This is a genomic window from Bradyrhizobium sp. 41S5 (assembly GCF_011516665.3).
In the GTDB taxonomy this organism is placed as follows: domain Bacteria; phylum Pseudomonadota; class Alphaproteobacteria; order Rhizobiales; family Xanthobacteraceae; genus Bradyrhizobium; species Bradyrhizobium quebecense.
The window spans coordinates 6008577-6030190 of record NZ_CP083721.1; the positions used below are offsets into that span (position 1 = coordinate 6008577).

A 21614-nucleotide genomic window follows, 5' to 3' on the forward strand; every position below is an offset into this window, starting at 1 on the left:
TCTTATTTCGCTCCGGGAAGCTTGGTGCCGGTGACCTGCGCATACATCCGCGCCACCGACGCATCGTCGTCGCGGCCCATGCCGGCGGCCGATGTCATCAGGAACATCTGCAGCGCCGCGGCCGAGACCGGCACCGGGAAGCGCGCATTGCGCGCCATGTCCTGGATGATGCCGAGGTCCTTGACGAAAATCTCGACCGCGCTGCGCGGCGCGTAGTCGCCGTCGAGCACATGCGGGATGCGGTTCTCGAACATCCAGGAATTGCCGGCGGAGGCCGTGATCACCTCATAGACCTTCCTGATGTCGAGGCCCTGCTTGGCGGCAAAGGCGATCGCCTCCGAGGCGGCCGCGATATGCACGCCGGCCAGTAGCTGATTGATCATCTTGAACGCGGCGCCCTGCCCTGCGGCGTCGCCGAGCTCGTAGAGCTTTGCCGCCATCGCATCCAGCGCCGGCCGCGCCTTCGCGAACGCCGCCGGGGTGCCCGAGGCGAGGATCGTCAATTCACCCTGCGCCGCGCGCTGCGCGCCGCCGGAGATCGGAGCATCGAGATAATGCCGGCCGGTCGCCTCGAGCTGTTTCGCAAGGCGCCGCGCGATATCGGGGTCCATGGTCGCCGAGGAGATGAAGACCGCGCCCTTCGCCAGGGTCTCGGCTGCGCCGTCCTTGCCGAACAGGATGGCTTCGGTCTGCGCCGCATTGACGACGACGCTGACGACGATGTCGGCATCCCTGGCCGCTTCGGCCGGCGAGGCGGCACCCTTGCCGCCGTCGGCCACGAAGCGCGCGACGGCATCGGCCGAGACGTCGCAGCCGGTCACCACAAGGCCGGCGCGCTTGAGCGAGGTCGCCATGCCGTAACCCATCGAGCCCAGTCCGATGACGGCGACCTGCGGTGTTGCGGAACTGGACATGCGGCGATCCTCAAATTCTTACTTGATTGCACATGAAACGGTTTCCACTCTTCCGGATCACGCGCGTTGCTGCTTGCCTATCACGGCTTGGCCGTGCTGCCAAAGCATGAGACAAAGCGGAAAACGGATAGCGCCAAACAGACGGACGAACCGGGTGGGCAAGAGCGGATGAGCGAAACAAGGCTTCGTGAGGATATCTGCCGCTTCGGCCGCTCACTGTTCGAGCGTGGGCTGACGCCGGGCTCCTCGGGCAATATCAGCGTCCGGCTCGACGACGGCGGCTGGCTGGTGACGCCGACCAACGCCTCGCTCGGTTTCCTCGATCCGGCGAAAATGTCGCGGCTCGACGCCGACGGCCGCCTGATCTCCGGCGATGCCCCGACCAAGGAAGTGCCGCTGCACACCGCGCTCTACCAGACGCGGACCAACGCCGGCGCTGTGGTGCATCTGCACTCGACCCATTCGGTCGCGCTCTCGATGCTGCCCGGGATCGACCCGCGGGCCGTGCTGCCGCCGATGACGGCCTACTACGTCATGAAATGCGGCCAGACCGCGCTGGTCCCCTATTATCGCCCCGGCGACCCCGCGGTGACCGATGCGATCCGGGGGCTGGCCGGGAAATATTCATCGGTGCTGCTCGCCAATCACGGACCGGTGGTCTCCGGCAACACGCTGGAAGCGGCGGTGTTCGCAACCGAGGAGCTGGAGGAAACCGCCAAACTCTATCTGCTGCTGCGCGGGCTGAATCCGCGCTATCTCTCACCCGAACAGGTGGCGGATTTGACCAGGACGTTCGGGCTCGTGCTGCCGGATCACCCTCACTAGATGGAGCAAAGGTGAGATATGCGGAGGACGGTCATGATGAAGTTCACCGGATTGGCATTCACTGCACTACTCGTCAGCGGCTTGGCGGGATCGACTGCACAGGCCGACCAGACCTTGCCCGACCTGCTGGCGGTGCAGCTGCGCGCGCAGGGCTACGCCTGCGACAAGCCGCTCAAGGCCGAACGGGACGACAAGCTCTCGAAGCCCGACAACGAGGCCTGGACGCTGACATGCAGCAACGCGACTTACCGCGTCACCCGCGTACCGGACCTTGCTGCAAAGGTCGAGGTCATCAAGTAGGCGGCAGGACTGCACGGGCTGACTCGATTGTAGCCCGCATGAGCGAAGCGATATGCGGGACTTGCCGGTTCCCGGTCATCGCTTCTCTCATCCGGGCTATAAGCCGGATGCGCTCGCCGCACGCGCCGACGTTATCCGGACGTGCGGATGCGTGCGTGGAGACATCTTGCCGCTACAGCCCCAGATACGCCTTGCGCACGTCGGGATTGCCGGTGATTTCGGCGGCGGTGCCCTGCATCAGCACGCGACCGGTCTGCAGGATGTAGGCGCGGTCGGCGATCTCGAGGCACTCGGCCATGCGCTGCTCGACGATCAGGACCGTCATGCCGGCGTCGCGGATGCGCTTCACGGCCTGGAAGATCTCGTCGACCAGCTTCGGCATGATGCCCTGCGACGGCTCGTCGAGCATCAGAAGCCGCGGCCGCGTCATCAGCGCGCGGCCGATCGCGAGCATCTGCTGCTCGCCGCCGGACAAGGTCTCCGCGCGCTGCTCCAACCGCTCGCCGAGCCGCGGGAACAGATTGAACACCAGATCGAGCGGCGCGTCGCGGTCGGATTGGCTGCGATAGAGATAGCTGCCGAGCCGCAGATTGTCGCGCACCGAGAGCCGTGGGAACAGCCGGCGGTTCTCCGGCACGAAAGCAATACCGCCCGCCGTGATGACGTGCTGCGGCTGGCCGTCGATCCGCTTGCCGTCGAAGGTGACGGTGCCTGCGCGCGGCCGCTCGGCACCCGCGATCGATTTCAGCAGCGTCGACTTGCCCGCGCCGTTGGCGCCGGCGACGCAGACGATCTCGCCCTTGGTGACGTCGATCGACACCGAGGAGATCGCAACCAGGCCCTGATAGGCGGTGGTGACTTCACGCACCGACAGCATGACGATCCCCGAGATAGGCAGAAATGACTTCTGGATTGCGGACGACCTCGGTCGGCTCGCCCTCGACCAGCACCTTACCAAGATTGAGCACGATAGCGCGGTCGACCAGCGGCATCACGATCTCCATCACGTGCTCGACCATCAGCACGGTGACGCCGGTCGCCCGCACCTTGCGCACCAGCTCGACGCCAGTCTGCGCCTCGACCGGCGTCAGCCCGGTGAGGACTTCGTCGAGCAGCAACAGCTTCGGTTCGGTGGCCAGCGCACGGGCGACTTCGAGCCGGCGCTTCTCGGACGGGACGAGATCGGCGGCAAGCTTGTCGGCGCGCGCGGCAAGTCCGCAGAACTCCAGGACCTCATAGGCCTTCTGCCGCGCGACACGCATCTTCGTGTTGCGGATCAGCGCGCCGACGATGACGTTGTCGATCACCGTCATGGTCTCGAAGCTCTTGACCACCTGGAAGGTGCGCCCGACGCCGCGCTGGCAGCGCTCCGCCGCCGGCAGCTTTGTCACGTCCTCGCCGTCGAACATGATCGAGCCTTGCGTGGGCGGCAGCACGCCCGCGATCAAATTGAACAGCGTCGATTTGCCAGCGCCGTTCGGGCCGATCAGGCCGACGATCTCGCCGCGCCCGACCGAGATCGAGACGTCGCTGTTGGCGACGAGGCCGCCGAAGCGCTGCCAGACGCCACGGGTTTCCAGGAGTGGGGTCTCCAGGAGTGCCGTCATCGCGTGGCCTCCTTGCGCCCGGAGAGTATGCTGAATACGCTGACGAGCCCCTTCGGCAGTGCCAGCGAGATCGCGACGATCAGCGCGCCATAGACGATCAGGTCGACGCCGCGGCCGGAGCCGCCGACAAAGGACCGCGTCAGCTCGGTCAGCGGGATCAGGATCACGGCACCGAGCACCGGCCCCCACAACGTGCCGATGCCCCCTAGCACCGCGGGCAGCGCCATCAACAGCGAGAACTGGAAGCCCATCACGCTCTCGGGGTCGATGTAGGAGACGAACTGGGCGTAGAAGCTGCCGCCGACGGCAACGAGGAAGGCCGAGACCGCCGCCGCGCCCATCTTGGAATTGAACACGACGACGCCGAGGCTTTCGGCAGCATCCGGATTGTCCTTCACCGCGCGCCACCAATAGCCCCATTTGGAATCCTCAAGCCACCAGGTGACGAGCCAGGCGACGCAGGCCAGCGCCAGCGCGAAATAAAAGTACGGCAGCTTGGAGCGGGTGAACTGGAACTTCAGCCAGCTGTCGCCGCGTACCGGGATATCGATGCCGAGGGCTGCGCCCGCCCAATCCCAGTTCTGGATCAGGAGCAGCGCGATCTCGGCGATCACGATGGTGGCGATCACGAAATAATGCCCGCGCAGGCGGAAGCAGGGATAGCCGAGCGCCATCGCGATCACGGCGGAGATCGCCCCGCCCGCCAGCATGCCGAACCACGGCAGCACGCCGAACTTGGTGAACAGCAGCGCGGTGGTGTAGGCGCCGAGCCCGAAATACAGCGCATGGCCGAGCGAGATCTGTCCGCAATAGCCGGACAGGATGTTCCAGCTCTGCGACAGCGCGGCATACATCAGGGTCAGGACCATGATGTTCTGGACGTAGACGTCCTTGACGAACAGCGGCACCAGCGCGGCGATCACCGCAAGGCAGGCCGCCACGATCAGGTCACGCCTGCGGCGTTGGGCGAAGTGGGTGTCCATCACATCGATCCGAACAGGCCACGCGGGCGGATGAAGACGACCAGGAGATAGACGGCGTAGATGCCGACCGATTTCAGCGACGGCGGCAGGATCAGCGCGGTGGTCGCCTCGACCAGGCCGACGATGATGCCGCCGGCAAAGGCGCCGAACACGCTGCCGAAGCCGCCGAGCGCCACGGTGACGTAGGCGATCAGCGCAAACGACGCGCCGACGTCGGGATAGACGTAGAAGAAGATCGCCATGATAGCGCCGGCAAGTCCGACCAGCGCGGCACCAAGGCCCCAGCCGAGCGCGAACACCCGGTTCTTGTCGATGCCGACCAGTGCGACCGCGCCGGCGTCCTCGCGCGTCGCCTCGAGCGCGCGGCCGAAATCGGTGCGATTGATGAAGAAGTAGAGCGCGACGAAGGCCGCGATCGACAGCATCGCGCCGATCAGCTGCGGCTCCGGCAGATAGATGCCGGCGATCGAGATCGTCTTGCCGCCGACCCAGGAGTTGGTGACGCTGCGGTAGTCGGGCGTGAAGAAGAACTGGGCGAGGCCCCGCATCACGATCGCAAGGCCGAAGGTGGAGAAGATCTGCACCATGCCGGCATTGGCCTTGGCGCGCATCGCGAAGCGGACCACCAAGAGGTAGACCACCGCGCCGAACACGAACAATGCCGCGGCGACCAACGGCGCCGCAAGCAAGGGGTCGATCGCGAAGAACGCGAACAGGAAGAAGGTCGCGTACATCGCGATCATCAGGAACTCGCCGTGCGCGAAATTCACGACGTCCATCAATCCGAAGATCAATGCGAGGCCGGCGGCGATCAGTCCGTAGAGCAGCCCCATCAGGAGGCCGCTCGCCAAACTCTGGATAATGGTCTCGGCTGTCACCGCTGCGCCCCAATCATCGCAAAACGCCTGCCTGTGCTAATGGGTCCCGGGTTGCGCTTCGCTTGCCCGGGACGACGGAGAGAAAGCGCCCGACCGATCAGCTGTTCATCGGCCAGATCGCCTCGGAGACGGCGGCCTGTTCCGGGAAGATCGTCACGAAGTTCTTCGCGGTATATTGCAGCAGCACCGGATCGGCGAAGTTGTTCTGCCCCATCTCGTCGAACTTGACGCGCCGCCACGGCATGATGGTCACGTCGCCCGGCATGTCGGTGGCGACCAGCGCCTCGCGGATCTTCTCGCCGTCGGTCGACTTGGCGCGGTTGATGGCGTCGGCCATCACGATCAGGCCCATGAACTGGCGCGAGGTGTAGTCGTTGAAGTCCTTGCCCGACTTGGCGCGGTACATCTCGTTGATGAGACCGACCATAGGCCGCTTCTTGGCCAGGTCGAGCGAGAAGCTGCCGCGCGAGATCACGCCCTCGAGCTTGTCGCCGACCGCGTCATAGGTCGCCTTCTCCGAGAAGCCGGCATCCTGCGCCATGATGTTCTTCGGCTTGTAGCCGAGCTCGGCCATGGTCTTGACCAGCAGGATCGAGTCGGTGGTGTAGCTCGACGGCATCAGGACGTCGGCATTCGCGGCCTTGAGCTGCTGCACCTCGGCGGTCAGCGACGGCGAGTTGGCTCGGTACTTGATGTCGGCCACGATCTTGTAGCCGCGCTCGCCGGCGAGCTTGGTCTGCGCGTTCGCCGAATCGGTGCCGAAGATGGTGTCCTCGTGGAACAGCGCCAGCGTCTCGATCTTCTGGCCCTTCTTCTTCATCGCATCGAAGAAGTCGAACATCGCGGCCGAGAACATCTCGTCGTGCGGCGAGGCGCGGAAATAGTATTTCAAACCGCGGCGATGCAGGCTCGGCGAGGAGTTGTCGGCCGAGATGAACGGGACGCCGTACCGCTCGCAGGTCTGGCTGACCGTGACGGCGACCGCGCTCTGATAGGTGCCGACGACGGCACAGACCTTCTCCTGCGTGATCAGGCGCTCGGTCTCGGCGCGGCCCTTCTGCGGATCGGCCTGGTGGTCGGCGAACACGAGGCGAACCTTGGCGCCGCCGAGGCCGGACAAGCCCTCGCCCTTGGCGAGCGGCAGCGCGAAATCATAATTCTTGTTGATGATCTCGGCCGCGGTATTGAAGGCATGCTGCGCGTCGACGCCGATCGCGGCGCTGGAGCCGGACAGCGGATAGATCACGCCGATTGCAACTTCGCTTGTCTGCGCGCGCGCGGCCATCGGACCGAGCGCAGCGGCGGCAGTGGCACCCAGCAACACGTTACGGCGAGAGATCGTCATCGAAATTCCCCTTAGGTCAGCTTGTTATTATCGATGTGATGCTTGTAGCGCGCAGTAAAGCCTCAATGAATTGCACGAATTGCCTATTCAGAGCACAGCGAGCTGCTTGTTCCTGAGATCGGTCACCAGCATCAGGCCCGGCGAATGCGTGATCGCGAACGGCAGCTTCGCACTTGCGATCACCGATTGCGGCGTGACGCCACAGGCCCAGAACACCGGGATCTCGTCATCGGCCACCGGCACCGGATCGCCATAGTCGGGCTTGGCGATATCCTTGATGCCGATCGCATGCGGATGACCGAGATGAACCGGTGCGCCATGCACCGACGGGAAACGCGATGTGATCTGCACCGCGCGGATCGCATCCGCCGGCTTGAATGGGCGCATCGACACCACCATCGGTCCGGCGAACGGCCCCGACGGCTGGCAGGCGATGTTGGTCCGGTACATTGGCACACGCAGGTTGCGTTCGATGTGACGGATCGGCAGTCCGTCCTCCAGCAGCGCCTCCTCGAACGAATAGGAGCAGCCGAGCACGAAGGTGACGAGATCGTCGCGCCAGTATTTGGTGATGTCGGTCGGCTCGTCGGCCACCTCGCCGTCGCGCCAGACCCGGTAGCGCGGCACGTCGGTGCGGATGTCGAGGTCGAGGCCGAGCGCGGGGATCCTGACATCGCCGACGTCGGACATGCCGATGATCGGGCACGGCTTGGGATTGAGCTGGCAGAACCGGTGGAAGGCGCCGGCGAGCTTCTCCGGCAGGATCGCGAGGTTGCCCTGGACGAAACCATTGGCGAGCCCGGCCGTGGTGGCCGAGGCCATGCCGTTGCGGCAGGCGCGCCGCGCTTCGACGCTCGCCAGCACGGGTTCCCCCTGAGATCGCTGCACTGCCGTAAAAACAGTCATGGGGTTCTCCTGCCCATAATCTCGACAAGGACAAACCAACACCAAGCGTGATATAATGTCTAATCGTCCTTTCTAATCAAAATCGATAAATATGATTTATCGATCGAGGATATGCTTCCAATGACGGACTTCCGCTCGATCGAAACGTTCCTCTGGGTCGTCAAGCTCGGCAGCTTCCGCGGCGCCGCCCAGCGGCTCAACACCACCCAGCCGGCGATCTCGCAGCGCATTGCCCAGCTCGAGCGCGAGATGGGCGTCAAACTGTTGAACCGCGATCACCGGGTGGCCTCACCGACGCCGAGCGGGCGGCTGATGATGACCTACGCCGAGAAGCTGATCGGCCTGCGCTCGGAGATGATGGCGGAGGTCGGCGACCGTTCGGCGATGCGCGGCGCGCTGCGGCTCGGTGTCGCGGAGACCATCGTGCACACCTGGCTGCCGCGGCTGGTCAAGAGCGTCAACGAGATCTACCCGAACCTGTCGCTGGAGATCGAGGTCGACATCACGCCGAACCTGACCCCGCGACTGCTGGCGCAGGAGATCGAGCTCGCCTTCGTGCTCGGACCGGTCTCGGCGTCCGGCGCGCACAATCATGTGCTGTGCGATTACCCGATCGGCTTCCTGGCGAGTCCGTCGCTCGGCCTCGCCTCCGGCCCGGTGGCGCGGCGGGATCTGGCGCGGTTTCCGATCATCACATTTCCGCGCAAGACCCAGCCCTATGAGACCGTGCGCGCGCTGTTCAACGCCCCCGACCTGCCGCCGATCCGGCTGCACGCCTCGACCTCGCTCGCGACCGTGATCCACATGGCCAATGAGGGCCTTGGCATTGCGGTGATTCCGTCGGCGATCGTCGAGAACGAGCTCGCCGACGGCCGCTTGCAACTGCTCGACACCGACCTGAAGCTGCCGCCCCTCACCTTCACCGCGAGCTGGCTCGCCTCCCCCGATGCGGTCGCCATCGAGCGCGTCGCCCATCTCGCCAGGCAGATCGCGCAGGCGAGCGTGGCAGTTGACGCGATGGAAGCGGCGCGTCATGAAAAAACGGTCGCGTAAAGGGAAGAGCCGCAATGAGCCGAGCCGCCACCAACCTGCAGATCGATTCCGCCCGCCTCTGGGGCACCATCCACGAAACCGCGCAGTTCGGTGCAACGCCAAAGGGCGGCGTGCGGCGGCTGACCCTCAGCGCCGAGGACAAGCAGGTGCGCGACTGGTTCCGCAAGGCGTGCGAGAGCGCCGGCCTCGAGGTGCAGGTCGATGCGCTCGGCTCGATGTTCGGCTTGCGGAAAGGACGGGACATGTCGAAGCCGCCGATCGGCGTCGGCTCGCATCTCGACACCCAGCCGACCGGCGGCAAATATGATGGCATCCTCGGCACACTGGCCGCCCTCGAAATGGTGCGCACGCTCAACGATGCCGGCATCGAGACCGAGTTGCCGATCTGCATCTGCAACTGGACCAACGAAGAAGGCTCGCGCTTCGCGCCGGCGATGATGGCCTCGGCCGCTTATGTCGGCGACTTCACCACCGACGACATTCTGTCCCGCAAGGATGCCGAGGGCGTCACGGTAGCGCAGGCGCTGGACTCGATCGGCTATCGCGGCGATGCCCCGGTCGGTCGCCAGAAGTTCACCAGCTTCGTCGAGCTGCATATCGAGCAGGGCCCGATCCTGGAGGCCGAGGGCAAGACCATCGGTGTGGTCGATTCCGGCCAGGGCGTGTTGTGGTACGACGGCAAGATCACGGGCTTCGAGAGTCACGCGGGATCCACTCCGATGCCGCTGCGCCGCGATGCGCTGGCAACGTTGTCGGAGATCGTGCTGGCGATGGAAAGCATTGCGAAGAAACGCGGCCCGAAGGCGGTCGGCACCATCGGCGAGGCCGTGATCGCTGCGCCCTCGCGCAACGTCATCCCTGGCGAGATCGCCTTCACGGTGGATTGCCGCAGCGCCGACGCCGCGATCATGGACGCGCTGGATCGCGACCTGCGTGCAGCCGTCACCGAGATCGCCGCGCGGCGCAAGGTCGAGGTCCAGCTCGACCTGGTCTGGCGCAAGGCGCCAACGCATTTCGACCCGAAGCTCGTCGACGCGGTCGAGAAGGCGGCTCAACAGCTCGGCTATTCGCATCGCCGCATCACCTCCGGCGCCGGCCACGACGCCTGCAACCTCAACACGGTGATGCCGGCCGCGATGGTGTTCGTGCCCTGCAAGGACGGCATCAGCCATAACGAGCTGGAAGACGCCACGCAGACCGATTGCGCCGCCGGCGCCAACGTCCTGATGCATACGGTGCTGGCGCTCGCCGGCGTTGCATCCTGATCATCACATCATCCTTCGATGGAGGCTCTCGTGCGCGCAGTGTTTGTCGACGCCAATGAATCGCTCGCTGTCATCACGGAGCGATTGGAGAAGTCAGGCGATCCCAAGATGCGGATCAACCGCAACCCCGACATCAAGTCCGAGGACTATCCGGCGGTGCTCGACGGCGCCGAGATCGCGGTCGTCGATCACACCGCGTTGCCGACCGACGTCGCAAGGAAATGCGCCGGCCTGAAGCATGTCGTGTTCCTCGGCACCGGCGCGCGCAGCTACATGAATCCGGAAGAGCTCGCCGAGCTCGGCATCTCCGTGCATCTGATCAAGGGCTATGGCGACACCGCGGTCGCGGAGTCCGCGATCGCGCTGATGTGGTCGTCGGCGCGGGTGATCGCGCAGATGGACCGCGAGATGCGCGCCGGCAACTGGCTGCGCGAAGACGGCATGCAGCTCACCGGCAAGACGCTTGGCCTGGTCGGCTTCGGCGGAATCGCCGCCGAGGTCGCCCGCATCGCGCTCGGCAGCGGCATGAAGGTGATCGCCTGGAACCGGTCGCCGAAGAGCCATCCGGGCGTCGAATTCACCGAACTCGACACCGTGCTGGCGAACAGCGACGTGGTCTCGATCCATCTGCTATTGAACGACGAGACCCGCGGCCTGATCACGCGTGACAAGATGGCCAAGATGAAAAAGGGCGTGGTGCTGATCAACACCGCGCGCGGCGCGATCGTCGACGAGCAGGCGATGATCGATGCGCTCAACTCCGGCCACATCCGCCACGCCGGCCTCGACGTCTACAACATCGAGCCGCTGCCGAAGGACCATCCGCTGACCAGGATCCCGAACGTGACGCTGTCGGCGCACTCCGCCTTCCGCACGCCCGAGGCAAGCGAGAACCTGATCCACGCGGCATGGGAGCATTGCCGGCGGATCGTGAAGGGGTAATCTCACCGTCGTCCCGGCCAAGCCAACGGGTCGGCGCAAAGCGCCGCCCGATGACAGGCTCCGCGCGAGCCGGGCCCCATAATCACCGCTCCACATTGTCACGAAGGCTGGGGGCACAGCGAGCCCCAACAACAAGACCCTGTGGTTAGGGGTCCCTGCTTCCGCAGGGACGACAGCACGGGGTTAGGCGACGAGCCACCCTCTCCCACAAGGGAAGAGGGTGACAGCGCAGCCTAATCCACCATCTCCGCCACCGCCTTGCCGCAGGCCGTCGTGTCGGCATTGCCGCCGAGGTCGCGGGTGCGCAGCGTGCGTTCGCCGAGCGTGCGCTCGATCGCACCAACGATGGCGCTGGCTGCCTGCTTCTCGCCGAGGTGCTCCAGCATCATCGCGCCCGACCAGATCATGCCGATCGGATTGGCGATGCCCTGCCCGGCGATGTCAGGCGCCGAGCCATGTACCGGCTCGAACACCGAGGGGAAATCGCCTTCCGGATTGATGTTGCCCGACGGCGCGATGCCGATGGTGCCGGTGCAGGCCGGACCAAGGTCGGAGAGGATATCCCCGAACAGATTGGAGCCGACCACGACGTCGAACCAGTCCGGATGCAGCACGAAGTTCGCGGTGAGAATGTCGATGTGGTACTTGTCCCACTTCACGCCGGGATACTTCTTGGCCATCGCCTCCACGCGCTCGTCCCAGTAGGGCATGGTGATGGAGATGCCGTTCGACTTGGTCGCCGAGGTCAGATGCTTCTTCGGCCGCGACTGCGCGAGATCGAATGCGAATTTCAGGATGCGGTCGACGCCAATGCGGGTCATCACCGTCTGCTGCGTGACGAATTCGCGGTCGGTGTCCGGGAACATACGGCCGCCGACCGAGGAGTATTCACCTTCGGTGTTCTCGCGCACCACCCAGAAATCGATATCGCCGGGCTTGCGGCCTGCCAGCGGCGACGGCACCCCGGGCATCAGCCGCACCGGGCGCAGATTGACGTACTGGTCGAACTCGCGGCGGAATTTGATGAGCGAACCCCACAACGAGATGTGATCCGGGATCTTGGCCGGCCAGCCGACCGCACCAAAGTAGGTCGCGTCATGCTTGCCGATCTTGTCCTTCCAGTCGGCCGGCATCATCTCGCCGTGCTTCTCATAATAGTCGTAGGAGGCGAAGTCGAAATGATCGAACTTCACGTCGACGCCGTGCTTCTTCGCCGCCGCCTCGATGACGCGCAGGCCCTCCGGCATCACTTCCTTGCCGATGCCGTCGCCGGGAATGACCGCAATCCGATACTGCTTTTTGCTGCTCATCGAGAACACCCTTGTGATTTGCCCGGCCCGCAATGCCGCCTATCCTGATGGTCCTGCAATGAACCAAACTTCGCGCGAGCGCAACGCTGCAGTGCAGTGTTGACCGCGGCGCGACCCTGCCCCACCAATTTCTCGGACATCCCACTCCTCATACCAAAGCGAGACATCCCATGGATCTCCATCTGCGCGGCAAGCGTGTCCTGATCACCGGCGCCTCCAAGGGTATTGGCGCGGCCGCCGCCGAAGCCTTTGCCGAGGAAGGCGCCAATCTGCTGCTCGCCGCCCGCAACGGCGAGCAATTGAAGGCGCTGGCCGAACGTCTCCGCTCCGCGCACCAGATCGATGCCGCGATCAGCGTCGTCGACCTGCGCAAATCCGAAGATCTGGCGCGGTTGGCAAAAGAGGCGGCCGACATCGACATCCTGGTCAACAATGCCGGCGACATCCCGGGCGGCTCGATCGACAAGATCGACGAAGCCACCTGGCGGCATGCCTGGGAGCTCAAGGTGTTCGGCTATGTCAATTTGACGCGCGCGGTCTATGCCCAGATGAAGGCTCGCGGCGGTGGTGTGATCGTCAACGACATCGGCGCGGCCGGCGAGAAGTTCGACGCCAATTACATCTGCGGCAGCGCCGGCAATGCGGCGCTGATGTCGTTCACCCGCGCGCTCGGCGGCAAGAGCCTCGCCGACAACATCCGGGTCGTCGGCATCAACCCCGGCCCGGTCGGCACCGACCGCCACGTCACTCTGCTCAAGACCCGCGCCAAGAACCAATTCGGCGACGAGAGCCGCTACACGGAATTCCAGAAGGGCCTGCCGCTCGGCCGCCCCGCGCATGCGCGCGAGATCGGCGACCTGATGGCGTTCCTGGCCTCCGATCGTGCAGGCTATACGTCGGGCGTGATCTACACGGTGGATGGCGGGCTGACGTCGGGATGGGGTTAGGTACGCTCGCTCCCCGTCATTGCGAGCCACCCGGTCGGCGCGAAGCGCCGCCGGATGACAGGCTCCGCGAAGCAATCCATGCATCGGCATATGCGGAGCGCATGGATTTTGCTTCGTCGCTTCGCTCCTCGCAATGACGAGTTACGCCGCCGTCCGCTCAAACAACTGCCGGATCAGCGTGGTGATGCGCCCCTGCGGCGCCAGCATCTGGTTCATGATCGAGAAGTGGTCGGCGCCGGCGATCTCCTCATAGGTCACTGGCAAGCCGTAGCGGGCACGATGGCCGGCGAAATCGGCGGTCTGCTTGCGCAGCAGCGGCAGTTCGGCGCTGCCGACCACCAGCGACAGCGGTTTTGCCGTGCCGCCTTGCTGCATCATGGGCGAATTGCGCCGTGAGGCGGTTTCGTCGAGCTTGAGCTTCTCGTCGAGATAGGAGTGCCTGATCGGCTCGAGGTCATAGATGCCCGAGATCGCCATGCCGGCCCGCACATGGGCGTTCGACAACGCCATCGATGTCAAATGGCCGCCGGCCGACCAGCCCGATACGACGATGCCTTCGACAGCGGCGCCGAGCGCGGGCAACTGCCCGGCCAGAAAATCGATGCCTGCGTGAATCTCGGCGACGATGTCGTCGAGCGTCGCATCCGGCGCCAGCGTGTAGCCGATCAGCGCCACATTGAAGCCGTGCGCCATCGGTCCCTCGGCAAAGATCGTGAACACCTCCTTGGCGCGGGTCTGCCAATAGCCGCCGTGGACGAACAAAAGCGTCGGCGCGCCGTCGCGCGCCTTCAGGAAATCGATCCGGTTGCGTTCACGCGGGCCGTATCGGAGGTCGAGATGCTCGGGATGCTTCTGCCGCATCGCCGCGGAGCGCTGCTCCCAGCCGGCGGCGATCTCGGCGCTGCCCTTGACGGCAACGCCATTGTTCAAGCCGAGGTCCCGCTCATGCTGGCTCATCGCGCGCCAGTCCAGCGCGGAAAACAACGCTGCCATCACTGCCTCTTCGGTTCTCGTCGCATTGCCACGACGGCAGGAAATGTTCTACAGCACAAGCAAACGGAAGACATAGGAGCAACGGCGCATGGCTGATCAGGGCTTGGTGAAGGAAACGGCGTGTGCCGTCGTCGAGAAACTGAAAGCCGGAGACGTCACGCCGCTCGACCTGCTCGATGTGCTGGAAAGGCGCATCGCCGAGGTTGACGGCAAGGTCAACGCGCTGCCGACACTCTGCTTCGACCGCGCCCGCACCCACGCCAAGGCCCTGATGCAGAAGCCGGCCAGCGAACGCGGCTTGCTTGCGGGCCTTCCGGTCCCGATCAAGGACCTCACGGCCGTCTCCGGCGTGCTGACCACGCTGGGCTCGCCGATCTTCAAGGACAATGTCCCGGCGAAGTCGGACATCCTGGTCGAGCGCCTCGAACAGAACGGCGGCGTGATCTACGCCAAGTCGAACACGCCGGAATTCGGCGCCGGCGCCAACACCTTCAACGAGGTGTTCGGCCCGACGCGCAATCCCTGGGACACATCGCGCTCGGCTGCCGGCTCCTCCGGCGGCGCCGCGGCGGCACTCGCCAGCGGCACCGCGTGGCTCGCCCACGGCTCCGACATGGGCGGCAGCTTGCGCAACCCGGCGAGCTTCTGCGGCGTCGTAGGCCTCCGGCCGTCGATCGGCCGCGTCGCGCAGACGCCGAAATTCAGTGTCGACCGCACACTCGGCCAGCAGGGACCGATGGCGCGCAATGTCGAGGACCTCGCGCTGCTGCTCGACGCGATGAGCGGCGAGCATGCTGCCGATCCGCTGTCGCTTCCGGTGCTGCCGACATCGTTCCTGTCCGCGGCGCGCTCGAACCAGAAGCCGAAGCGCATCGCCTACTCGCCCGATCTCGGCATCACGCCTGTTGATCCCGAGGTCAAGGCCGTGACCCGCAAGGCGGCGGAGCGTTTCGCGGAGGCCGGCGCGATCGTCGAGGAGGCGCATCCCGACTTCCGCGAGGCCCATGAATGCTTCCACGTGCTGCGCGCATTCGATTTCGCGATCAGCAAGGCCGAATTGCTGCGCACCAAGCGCGACCTGCTCAAGCCCGAAGTGATCTGGAACATCGAGGAAGGGCTGAAGCTCACCGTCGAGAAGCTCGAGCGCGCCGAGGCGCAGCGCGTCGCGATGACCGCGCGCGCGCTCGAATTCTTCGAGAGATACGATTTGCTGCTGGCGCCCGCGACCATCGTGCCGCCATTCCCGGTCGAAAATCGCTATGTCGCCGAATGCGACGGCAAGAAGTTCGACAATTACGTCGAATGGCTCGGCATCGTCTATGCAATCACGCTGGCCTGCTGCCCGGCGTTGTCGCTGCCCTGCGGCTTCACCGCGTCGGGCCTGCCGGTCGGCCTGCAGATGGTGGCCAAACCCCGCGCCGAGGCGCAGCTTCTGGCCGGTGCGAAAGTGCTGGAGGACATTCTCGGCGTGCGCGGTACCACCCCGATCGACCCGCGGTCGCCGAGGTAAAGGCGTCCTACGCCTTCTCTTCCGTCGCATGCAGCGCGACGGTGAGTGCGAGCTTGGTCTGCTCGACGATCTCGTCCATCAGTTCCTCGCGGCTGATCTGGCCGACCTCGCCGGTGAGCAGGCCCTGTTCGGCGAGCATCACGATGCCGTGCAGCCCGGCCCAGATCTTCAGCGCCTGCCGTTCGCGCAACAGCCCGACGGCCGGCGCCTCGAACGACTCGATCAGCAGCGCCAGCGTTTCCATCGCCGCGACGTGCAACTCGCTGCCGACGGGCGCGCAGGCCATGGTTCTGGACGCGAACATCAACCGGTAGATGCCGTGGCGCTCGAGCCCGAAGGCCAGCGCAGCCTGCGCGAAGCGCGACAGTTTCGAGCCCTTGCCGGGCTGCTCGATCGCCTCGCGCATGATCACATTGAACTGCCGGAATGCTTCCGCGGTCACCGCCTCCAGTAACGCCTCGCGGTCGGCGAAATGCCGGTACGGCGCCGGCTGCGAGACGCCGAGCTGCCTGGCCAGCGCCTTGATGCTGATCGCTTCGGGGCCACCGAGCTCGACCTCGCGCAACGCCGCCTGAATCAGGGCTTCGCGGAGGTCGCCATGGTGGTAGGTTTTCAACGGCTTACGAACGATTTGTCCCATTGCGGCAATGATCGCTGAATTTTCGCTTGACGCGCAAGCACGACGATAATGTAATATGCTATAACTTGGCGATCCGGTTAAGAGGCCGGCCGCCTAAGCAAGCTGGAACTTGCATAAACTAAAATGAGGAAACCCGGCGCGCCCACCTGTGCGCCAGAGCCGAGGGAGAGTGCTTGCATGTCCAAGCTCAGAATCCGCGTCGACCAGGACAAGTGCCAGGGTCACGCCCGCTGCAAATCGCTCGCCCCTGAACTTTTCGAGCTCGACGAATACGGCAACGCCCATGAAGTTGGCGACGGGACCGTTCCGGCCGGGCTTGAGGACAAGGCCTGGCTCGCGCAAACCAACTGCCCGGAAATCGCGATCGAAGTCACCGAGGAATAGCGCCGGCCAAGGGACGGCCGCGCGCCGCCCGCTGTGCCGAACTGCGTTTGATCGAACGAGAAGGAAACGAGCCGATGTCCGATTCCCCGTCCGCAAGCTATCTGCCCGCACATCCCCCGGTCACCGACTGGGTCCATGATTTCGACCATACCGATCCGGTCTGGACCGACGACCCGTTCCCGATCTGGGAGACGCTGCGCGCGGCCTCGCCGGTCGTCCATACCGAGCGCTTCCTCGGCTGCTACATGCCGACCACCTATCAGGCGGTGAAGGAGATCGCCTACGACACCGAGCACTTCTCCTCGCGCCGCGTCATCGTGCGCGACGTCCGCCCGGAGATCTCGGCCCGCGCGCCACCGATCACCTCCGATCCGCCGGAGCACAAGCCCGCCAAGCAGGTGCTGCTGCCGCCGTTCACGCCGGACGCGATGAAGCGGCTGGAGCCGCGGGTGCGCGCGATCTGCAACGAGCTGATCGACGAATTCATCGCCGACGGCCGTTGCGACGCCGCGGCGCGCTACACCAAGCACATCCCGGTGCGCGCCATCGCCCACATGCTGGGAATTCCCGAGAAGGACGGCGACCTCTTCATCAAGTGGATCCACCAGATCCTCGAGCTCGGCATCAGGAACGAAGACGAGCTGATGAACGGCGTGCGCGAGATGACCGGCTACTTCATGGCCCATCTCGAGCAGCGCAAGCTTGAGCCGGGCGACGATCTGATCTCGCAGTTGCTGCGGGCCAAGGGCCCCGGCGGCCAGCCGCTGACCGACGAGCACGTGCTCGGCTCGCTGCGGCTGCTCCTGATCGCCGGCATCGACACCACCTGGAGCGCGCTCGGCTCCTCGCTCTGGCACCTCGCCAAGACGCCTGCCGATCGTGAACGCCTGGTCGCGGAGCCGACGCTGATCCCGACCGCGATCGAGGAATTCCTGCGCGCCTATTCGCCGGTGACGATGGCGCGCGAGGTGATGAAGGAGACCACGATCTCCGGCTGCCCGGTCAAGGCGGGCAACATGGTGCTGCTGTCCTTCCCCGCGGCCAACCGCGACCCCGCGATGTTCCCCGACGCGGACAAGGTCGTGATCGACCGCAAGGAGAACCGTCACGCCGCCTTCGGCCTCGGCATCCACCGCTGCGTCGGTTCCAACCTGGCGCGGATGGAGATGCAGGTGGCGATCGAGGAATGGCTGAAGCGCATTCCGGATTTCCGCCTCGACCCGGCCGGCAAGGTCACCTGGTCGGAAGGCACGGTGCGCGGCCCGCGTCAACTGCCCGTTCTGTTCGGCAAGAACGCCTGAAGCAACAGGACAGCAGTTACACCGCACCACGCAAATGAGATAGGTTGCCCCGGAATCGCGCCAGAGAATCCGGGGAGGCTTGCCAATGTCCGAACAAACTGCTCGATCCGCGAGCGACCGTCTCGACATCCATGACGTCGAGCGGCGGGTCAAGGCGATCTTCATCGGCTCGGTCGGCAATCTCGTCGAGTGGTACGATTTCTACGCCTACACCGCGTTCGCGCTGTATTTCGCGCCGGCGTTCTTCCCGAACAGCGATCCGGTGGTGCAGCAGCTCAATGCGGCCGTGCTGTTTGCCGCGACCTTCCTGATGCGCCCGCTCGGCGGCTGGCTGTTCGGCTACATCGCCGACCGCTATGGCCGACGGCTGTCGCTGACGCTGTCCGTCGTCTGCATGTGCTTCGGCTCGCTGATCATCGCGGTGACGCCGACCTATGCCACCATCGGCATTGCCGCACCCGCGATCCTGGCGCTCGCCCGCGTCATCGAGGGCCTCAGCCTCGGCGGCGAATACGGCGCCAGCGCCACCTATCTCAGCGAGGTCGCCGATCCCAAGCATCGCGGCTTCTATTCGAGCTTCCAGTACGTCACGCTGATCGGCGGCCAGCTCACCGCAATCATCGTGCTGCTGTTGCTGCAGAAGGTGTTCCTGACGCCGGACGAACTGAAGGCCTGGGGCTGGCGGATTCCGTTCGTGATCGGCGCCATGCTCGCGATCTTCGCGGCGGTGATGCGGCGCGGCCTGCACGAGACCGAGGCGTTCGAGGAGGCCAAGAAGGTCTCCAAGCCGACCGGCTCGATCGTCGGTCTCCTGAACTATCCGCGCGAACTGCTGCTGGTGGTCGGCCTCACCGCCGGCGGCACCGCGGCGTTCTACACCTTCACCACCTACATGCAGACCTTCGTGAAGCTGTCGGTCGGCCTCACCGAGGACCAGACCACCTTCGTGATCTTCGGCTCGCTGATCTTCGCGACCTTCCTGCAGCCGATCTATGGCGCGCTGTCCGACCGTATCGGCCGCAAGCCGCTCTTGATCTTCTTCGGCGTCGTCGGCACGCTGGCGACGATCCCGATCCTGACCGCCCTGAAGGAGACCAAGTCGCCCTTCATCGCTTTCCTCCTGATCTGCGGCGCCTGGATCTTCGTCGCCGGCTACACCTCGATCAATGCGATCGTGAAAGCCGAGCTGTTCCCGACCAATGTCCGTGCGCTCGGCGTCGGCCTGCCCTACGCCATCACGGTGTCGATCTTCGGCGGCACGGCGCCTGCGGTCGCGCTCTATTTCAAGAGCATCGGGCACGAGGACTGGTTCTACTATTATCTCAGTGGCATGATCTTCCTGTCGCTCCTGATCTATTCGACCATGCGCGACACCAAGCACGACTCCGCAATGCACCGCCACGAATGATGGCACAACGCCGATGACCGACGACGCCGAGTCACCCGAGAGCAAGTTGACGCGCAGCAAGCAGCGCTGGGCGCGCGAGGGCAAATTCCTCACCGGCAAGATCACCCGCCCTGAGGCGCAGCGCCTGCCGCCGGGCCAGCATCTGACGGCGGACTGGCCGGTGCTCGATCTCGGGCTGATGCCGAACGTGACGCGGGAGCGCTGGCGGCTCGACGTCCACGGCGCGGTCGAGCAGACGATCTACTGGACCTTCACGCAATTCATGGCGCAGCCGCAGACCCAATTCGTCTCCGACATCCACTGCGTCACCACCTGGTCGCGCTACGACAATCAGTGGGAGGGGCTCTCGACCCGCGACCTGCTCGCCGCCTGCCAGCCGCGCGAGGACGCGCGGTTCGTCGCGCTGCATTCGTATGACGGCTATACGACAAACCTGGCGCTCGAGGATTTTGCCGCCGAGGACGCGCTGCTCGCCCATAGCTGGTCGGGCAAGCCGCTGGAGCAGGAGCATGGCGGCCCGGTGCGGCTGGTCGTGCCGCATCTCTATTTCTGGAAAAGCGCGAAGTGGCTGCAGCGCATCGAATTTTTACCTGCGGATGCGCCCGGCTTCTGGGAGGTGCGCGGCTATCACAATCGCGGTGATCCTTGGGCCGAACAGCGCTATTCTGGCGACTGACAGATCAACACAAGGAGCCTGCCCGTGCCGCACGAACGCTTTCAATTCACCGGTGTGGGCGGCCATCAGCTTGCCGCCGCGCTTGATACGCCGGACGGCCCGATCAAGGCCTATGCGCTGTTCGCGCACTGCTTCACCTGCGGCAAGGACGTGCTGGCGGCCAAGCGTATCGCGGTTGCGCTCGCCGCCAAGGGCATCGCTACGCTCCGGTTCGACTTCACCGGCCTCGGCTCCAGCGAGGGCGATTTCGCCAATTCGACGTTCACGTCGAATGTCGCCGATCTCGTCCGCGCCGCCGACCATCTGCGCGAGACGCGCAAGGCGCCCGCGATCCTGATCGGCCACAGCCTCGGCGGCGCCGCGATCCTCGCGGCAGCTGGCCGGATACCCGAGGCGAAGGCGGTCGTTACCATCGCGGCGCCGTCCGATCCCGTCCATGTCACGCACTTTTTCAGGGACCGCATCGAGGACATCCGCGCGCAGGGTGAAGGCGAAGTGTCGCTCGCCGGCCGCCCCTTCCGCATCAAGCGCGAATTCCTCGACGACGTCGCCGAGCAAAACCTGATGGCGCAGGTAAAGCAGCTGCACAAGGCGCTACTGGTCATGCACTCGCCGACCGACGACACCGTCGGCATCGACAACGCCACGCACATCTTCACCTCGGCCAAGCATCCCAAAAGCTTCGTCTCGCTTGCGGGCGCGGATCATCTCCTGAGCGGCAAGCAGGATGCCGCCTATGTCGCCGACGTGATCGGCGCCTGGGCCGAGCGCTACGTCGACCTCGCGCCGCAGCCGGTGGCCGACACTGGCAGCGCGCCGCGCAACGTCGTGGTGCAGGAGACCCGTGCCAGCAAATTCCAGCAGACCGTCACGACGGGTCCGCATCGGATGCTGGCCGACGAGCCGGTTGCCGTCGGCGGCCAGGATTCCGGCCCCGGGCCTTACGATTTCCTGCTCACGGGTCTCGGCGCCTGCACTTCGATGACGATGCGAATGTATGCCGACCGCAAGTCGCTGCCGGTCGATCGCATCACCGTAACGCTCCAGCACAACAAGATTTATGCGAAGGATTGCGAGGAGTGCGAGACGCGCGACGGCATGCTCGACCAGATCGACCGCGTGATCAGTATCGAGGGCGACCTCGACGCCGATCAGCGCAAGCGGCTGATGGAGATCGCCGACAAGTGCCCGGTGCACAAGACGCTGACGTCGGAGGTGCGGATCGTCACCAAGGCAGCGGATTGAGCCCTCGACGCGGCGAGACAGGCCGAACCGTAGCCGCATGTCGGCTGCATCCGCCTCCCGCTTGCGGGCCGTCGCAGGGGCGCGCTGAAAAATATCGAAAACAACCCCATGCAAAGGTGCCGGCCGCGCGTGCCTGCACCATGGCAGCTTGACACGTCGGGCAACTCAGGGATATTCTTCCA

At 65.1% G+C, this 21614-nt stretch carries 22 protein-coding genes; 12 read left to right on the forward strand and 10 right to left on the reverse strand.

The window, feature by feature from the left end; all coding sequences use genetic code 11:
* Nucleotides 1-2 precede the first annotated feature (2 nt).
* Nucleotides 3-914, reverse strand: coding sequence for an L-threonate dehydrogenase (ltnD, locus tag HAP47_RS28970; RefSeq protein WP_173641662.1), 912 nt, complete (start codon nt 912-914; stop codon nt 3-5).
* A 168-nt stretch (nt 915-1082) separates the two neighbouring features.
* Between ltnD and otnC the strand changes: the two genes are divergently transcribed.
* Both otnC and HAP47_RS28980 read left to right on the forward strand, forming a co-directional pair.
* Nucleotides 1083-1739 carry a 3-oxo-tetronate 4-phosphate decarboxylase gene (gene otnC, locus HAP47_RS28975; RefSeq protein ID WP_173641661.1) on the forward strand — a complete coding sequence of 219 codons (657 nt, stop codon included), beginning with the start codon at nt 1083-1085 and terminating at the stop codon, nt 1737-1739.
* A 33-nt stretch (nt 1740-1772) separates the two neighbouring features.
* Nucleotides 1773-2039 (forward strand): hypothetical protein, encoded by a 267-nt coding sequence (locus HAP47_RS28980; protein WP_173641660.1) that lies wholly within the window; start codon nt 1773-1775, stop codon nt 2037-2039.
* 172 nt (nt 2040-2211) lie between these two features.
* On the opposite strand, the gene HAP47_RS28985 is transcribed toward HAP47_RS28980, so the two are convergent.
* The 6 genes from HAP47_RS28985 to HAP47_RS29010 form a co-directional block, all read right to left on the reverse strand.
* Nucleotides 2212-2916, reverse strand: a complete 705-nt coding sequence (locus HAP47_RS28985) for an ABC transporter ATP-binding protein (RefSeq protein WP_092125049.1) — start codon at nt 2914-2916, stop codon at nt 2212-2214.
* Nucleotides 2900-3646 carry an ABC transporter ATP-binding protein gene (locus tag HAP47_RS28990; RefSeq protein ID WP_173641659.1) on the reverse strand — a complete coding sequence of 249 codons (747 nt, stop codon included), beginning with the start codon at nt 3644-3646 and terminating at the stop codon, nt 2900-2902. The genes HAP47_RS28985 and HAP47_RS28990 overlap by 17 nt, the downstream gene beginning before the upstream one ends.
* Nucleotides 3643-4629: a branched-chain amino acid ABC transporter permease gene (locus tag HAP47_RS28995; protein ID WP_173641658.1), complete on the reverse strand. Its 987-nt coding sequence runs from the start codon at nt 4627-4629 to the stop codon at nt 3643-3645. Before HAP47_RS28995 ends, HAP47_RS28990 begins: the two co-directional genes overlap by 4 nt.
* The gene (locus HAP47_RS29000) at nt 4629-5462 is read right to left on the reverse strand and encodes a branched-chain amino acid ABC transporter permease (RefSeq protein ID WP_231169009.1); all 834 of its coding nucleotides are present in this window, start codon (nt 5460-5462) and stop codon (nt 4629-4631) included. The genes HAP47_RS28995 and HAP47_RS29000 overlap by 1 nt, the downstream gene beginning before the upstream one ends.
* 142 nt (nt 5463-5604) lie before the next feature.
* On the reverse strand, nt 5605-6852 hold the full coding sequence (locus HAP47_RS29005) for an ABC transporter substrate-binding protein (protein ID WP_173641656.1): 1248 nt from the start codon (nt 6850-6852) through the stop codon (nt 5605-5607).
* 87 nt (nt 6853-6939) lie between these two features.
* Entirely contained in the window at nt 6940-7758 is an 819-nt protein-coding gene (locus HAP47_RS29010) for a putative hydro-lyase (RefSeq protein WP_173641655.1), read from the reverse strand.
* 120 nt (nt 7759-7878) lie between these two features.
* Here HAP47_RS29010 and HAP47_RS29015 point away from each other — a divergent pair, with 120 nt between their 5' ends.
* The 3 genes from HAP47_RS29015 to HAP47_RS29025 are packed head-to-tail and all read left to right on the forward strand — an operon-like array spanning nt 7879 to nt 11018.
* Entirely contained in the window at nt 7879-8811 is a 933-nt protein-coding gene (locus HAP47_RS29015; RefSeq protein WP_173641654.1) for a LysR family transcriptional regulator, read from the forward strand.
* A gap of 14 nt (nt 8812-8825) precedes the next feature.
* A complete protein-coding gene (locus HAP47_RS29020) occupies nt 8826-10076 on the forward strand; it encodes a Zn-dependent hydrolase (protein ID WP_173641653.1) in 1251 nt (416 codons plus the stop codon).
* Between the two features lie 30 nt (nt 10077-10106).
* Complete coding sequence (locus HAP47_RS29025; RefSeq protein WP_173641652.1) at nt 10107-11018, forward strand: NAD(P)-dependent oxidoreductase; 912 nt, start codon at nt 10107-10109, stop codon at nt 11016-11018.
* 233 nt (nt 11019-11251) lie between these two features.
* On the opposite strand, the gene HAP47_RS29030 is transcribed toward HAP47_RS29025, so the two are convergent.
* Nucleotides 11252-12328 carry a tartrate dehydrogenase gene (locus HAP47_RS29030; RefSeq protein ID WP_173641651.1) on the reverse strand — a complete coding sequence of 359 codons (1077 nt, stop codon included), beginning with the start codon at nt 12326-12328 and terminating at the stop codon, nt 11252-11254.
* Between the two features lie 170 nt (nt 12329-12498).
* Between HAP47_RS29030 and HAP47_RS29035 the strand changes: the two genes are divergently transcribed.
* Complete coding sequence (locus tag HAP47_RS29035; RefSeq protein ID WP_173641650.1) at nt 12499-13275, forward strand: SDR family oxidoreductase; 777 nt, start codon at nt 12499-12501, stop codon at nt 13273-13275.
* A 141-nt stretch (nt 13276-13416) separates the two neighbouring features.
* On the opposite strand, the gene HAP47_RS29040 is transcribed toward HAP47_RS29035, so the two are convergent.
* Entirely contained in the window at nt 13417-14268 is an 852-nt protein-coding gene (locus HAP47_RS29040; RefSeq protein ID WP_173641649.1) for an alpha/beta hydrolase, read from the reverse strand.
* An 88-nt stretch (nt 14269-14356) separates the two neighbouring features.
* On the opposite strand from HAP47_RS29040, the gene HAP47_RS29045 reads away from it, so the two are divergent.
* Nucleotides 14357-15778, forward strand: a complete 1422-nt coding sequence (locus HAP47_RS29045) for an amidase (protein WP_173641648.1) — start codon at nt 14357-14359, stop codon at nt 15776-15778.
* Nucleotides 15779-15785: 7 nt separating this feature from the next.
* Here the strand turns inward: HAP47_RS29045 and HAP47_RS29050 are convergent, their stop codons facing one another.
* Complete coding sequence (locus HAP47_RS29050) at nt 15786-16418, reverse strand: TetR/AcrR family transcriptional regulator (RefSeq protein WP_092125037.1); 633 nt, start codon at nt 16416-16418, stop codon at nt 15786-15788.
* A gap of 177 nt (nt 16419-16595) precedes the next feature.
* Between HAP47_RS29050 and HAP47_RS29055 the strand changes: the two genes are divergently transcribed.
* The 5 genes from HAP47_RS29055 (at nt 16596) to HAP47_RS29075 (ending at nt 21432) form a co-directional block, all read left to right on the forward strand.
* Entirely contained in the window at nt 16596-16802 is a 207-nt protein-coding gene (locus HAP47_RS29055) for a ferredoxin (protein WP_016842874.1), read from the forward strand.
* Between the two features lie 74 nt (nt 16803-16876).
* Entirely contained in the window at nt 16877-18103 is a 1227-nt protein-coding gene (locus HAP47_RS29060; protein WP_173641647.1) for a cytochrome P450, read from the forward strand.
* A gap of 85 nt (nt 18104-18188) precedes the next feature.
* On the forward strand, nt 18189-19511 hold the full coding sequence (locus tag HAP47_RS29065) for an MFS transporter (RefSeq protein ID WP_173641646.1): 1323 nt from the start codon (nt 18189-18191) through the stop codon (nt 19509-19511).
* Nucleotides 19512-19524: 13 nt separating this feature from the next.
* Nucleotides 19525-20187 (forward strand): sulfite oxidase-like oxidoreductase, encoded by a 663-nt coding sequence (locus HAP47_RS29070; protein ID WP_173641645.1) that lies wholly within the window; start codon nt 19525-19527, stop codon nt 20185-20187.
* A 24-nt stretch (nt 20188-20211) separates the two neighbouring features.
* A complete protein-coding gene (locus HAP47_RS29075) occupies nt 20212-21432 on the forward strand; it encodes a bifunctional alpha/beta hydrolase/OsmC family protein (RefSeq protein WP_173641644.1) in 1221 nt (406 codons plus the stop codon).
* Nucleotides 21433-21614 lie beyond the last annotated feature (182 nt).

Excerpts from the sequence above, each read along its gene's own strand:
- HAP47_RS29015 (WP_173641654.1), top strand. The coding sequence starts at position 7,879 with ATGACGGACTTCCGCTCGATCGAAACGTTCCTCTGGGTCGTCAAGCTC.
- HAP47_RS29065 (WP_173641646.1), top strand. The coding sequence starts at position 18,189 with ATGTCCGAACAAACTGCTCGATCCGCGAGCGACCGTCTCGACATCCAT.
- HAP47_RS29020 (WP_173641653.1), top strand. The coding sequence starts at position 8,826 with ATGAGCCGAGCCGCCACCAACCTGCAGATCGATTCCGCCCGCCTCTGG.
- HAP47_RS29010 (WP_173641655.1), bottom strand. The coding sequence starts at position 7,758 with ATGACTGTTTTTACGGCAGTGCAGCGATCTCAGGGGGAACCCGTGCTG.
- HAP47_RS29035 (WP_173641650.1), top strand. The coding sequence starts at position 12,499 with ATGGATCTCCATCTGCGCGGCAAGCGTGTCCTGATCACCGGCGCCTCC.
- HAP47_RS29050 (WP_092125037.1), bottom strand. The coding sequence starts at position 16,418 with ATGGGACAAATCGTTCGTAAGCCGTTGAAAACCTACCACCATGGCGAC.
- HAP47_RS28980 (WP_173641660.1), top strand. The coding sequence starts at position 1,773 with ATGATGAAGTTCACCGGATTGGCATTCACTGCACTACTCGTCAGCGGC.
- HAP47_RS29040 (WP_173641649.1), bottom strand. The coding sequence starts at position 14,268 with ATGGCAGCGTTGTTTTCCGCGCTGGACTGGCGCGCGATGAGCCAGCAT.
- HAP47_RS29045 (WP_173641648.1), top strand. The coding sequence starts at position 14,357 with ATGGCTGATCAGGGCTTGGTGAAGGAAACGGCGTGTGCCGTCGTCGAG.
- HAP47_RS28985 (WP_092125049.1), bottom strand. The coding sequence starts at position 2,916 with ATGCTGTCGGTGCGTGAAGTCACCACCGCCTATCAGGGCCTGGTTGCG.
- HAP47_RS29060 (WP_173641647.1), top strand. The coding sequence starts at position 16,877 with ATGTCCGATTCCCCGTCCGCAAGCTATCTGCCCGCACATCCCCCGGTC.
- otnC (WP_173641661.1), top strand. The coding sequence starts at position 1,083 with ATGAGCGAAACAAGGCTTCGTGAGGATATCTGCCGCTTCGGCCGCTCA.
- HAP47_RS29030 (WP_173641651.1), bottom strand. The coding sequence starts at position 12,328 with ATGAGCAGCAAAAAGCAGTATCGGATTGCGGTCATTCCCGGCGACGGC.
- HAP47_RS28995 (WP_173641658.1), bottom strand. The coding sequence starts at position 4,629 with ATGGACACCCACTTCGCCCAACGCCGCAGGCGTGACCTGATCGTGGCG.
- HAP47_RS29000 (WP_231169009.1), bottom strand. The coding sequence starts at position 5,462 with ATGGGGCTGCTCTACGGACTGATCGCCGCCGGCCTCGCATTGATCTTC.
- ltnD (WP_173641662.1), bottom strand. The coding sequence starts at position 914 with ATGTCCAGTTCCGCAACACCGCAGGTCGCCGTCATCGGACTGGGCTCG.
- HAP47_RS28990 (WP_173641659.1), bottom strand. The coding sequence starts at position 3,646 with ATGACGGCACTCCTGGAGACCCCACTCCTGGAAACCCGTGGCGTCTGG.
- HAP47_RS29055 (WP_016842874.1), top strand. The coding sequence starts at position 16,596 with ATGTCCAAGCTCAGAATCCGCGTCGACCAGGACAAGTGCCAGGGTCAC.
- HAP47_RS29005 (WP_173641656.1), bottom strand. The coding sequence starts at position 6,852 with ATGACGATCTCTCGCCGTAACGTGTTGCTGGGTGCCACTGCCGCCGCT.
- HAP47_RS29070 (WP_173641645.1), top strand. The coding sequence starts at position 19,525 with ATGACCGACGACGCCGAGTCACCCGAGAGCAAGTTGACGCGCAGCAAG.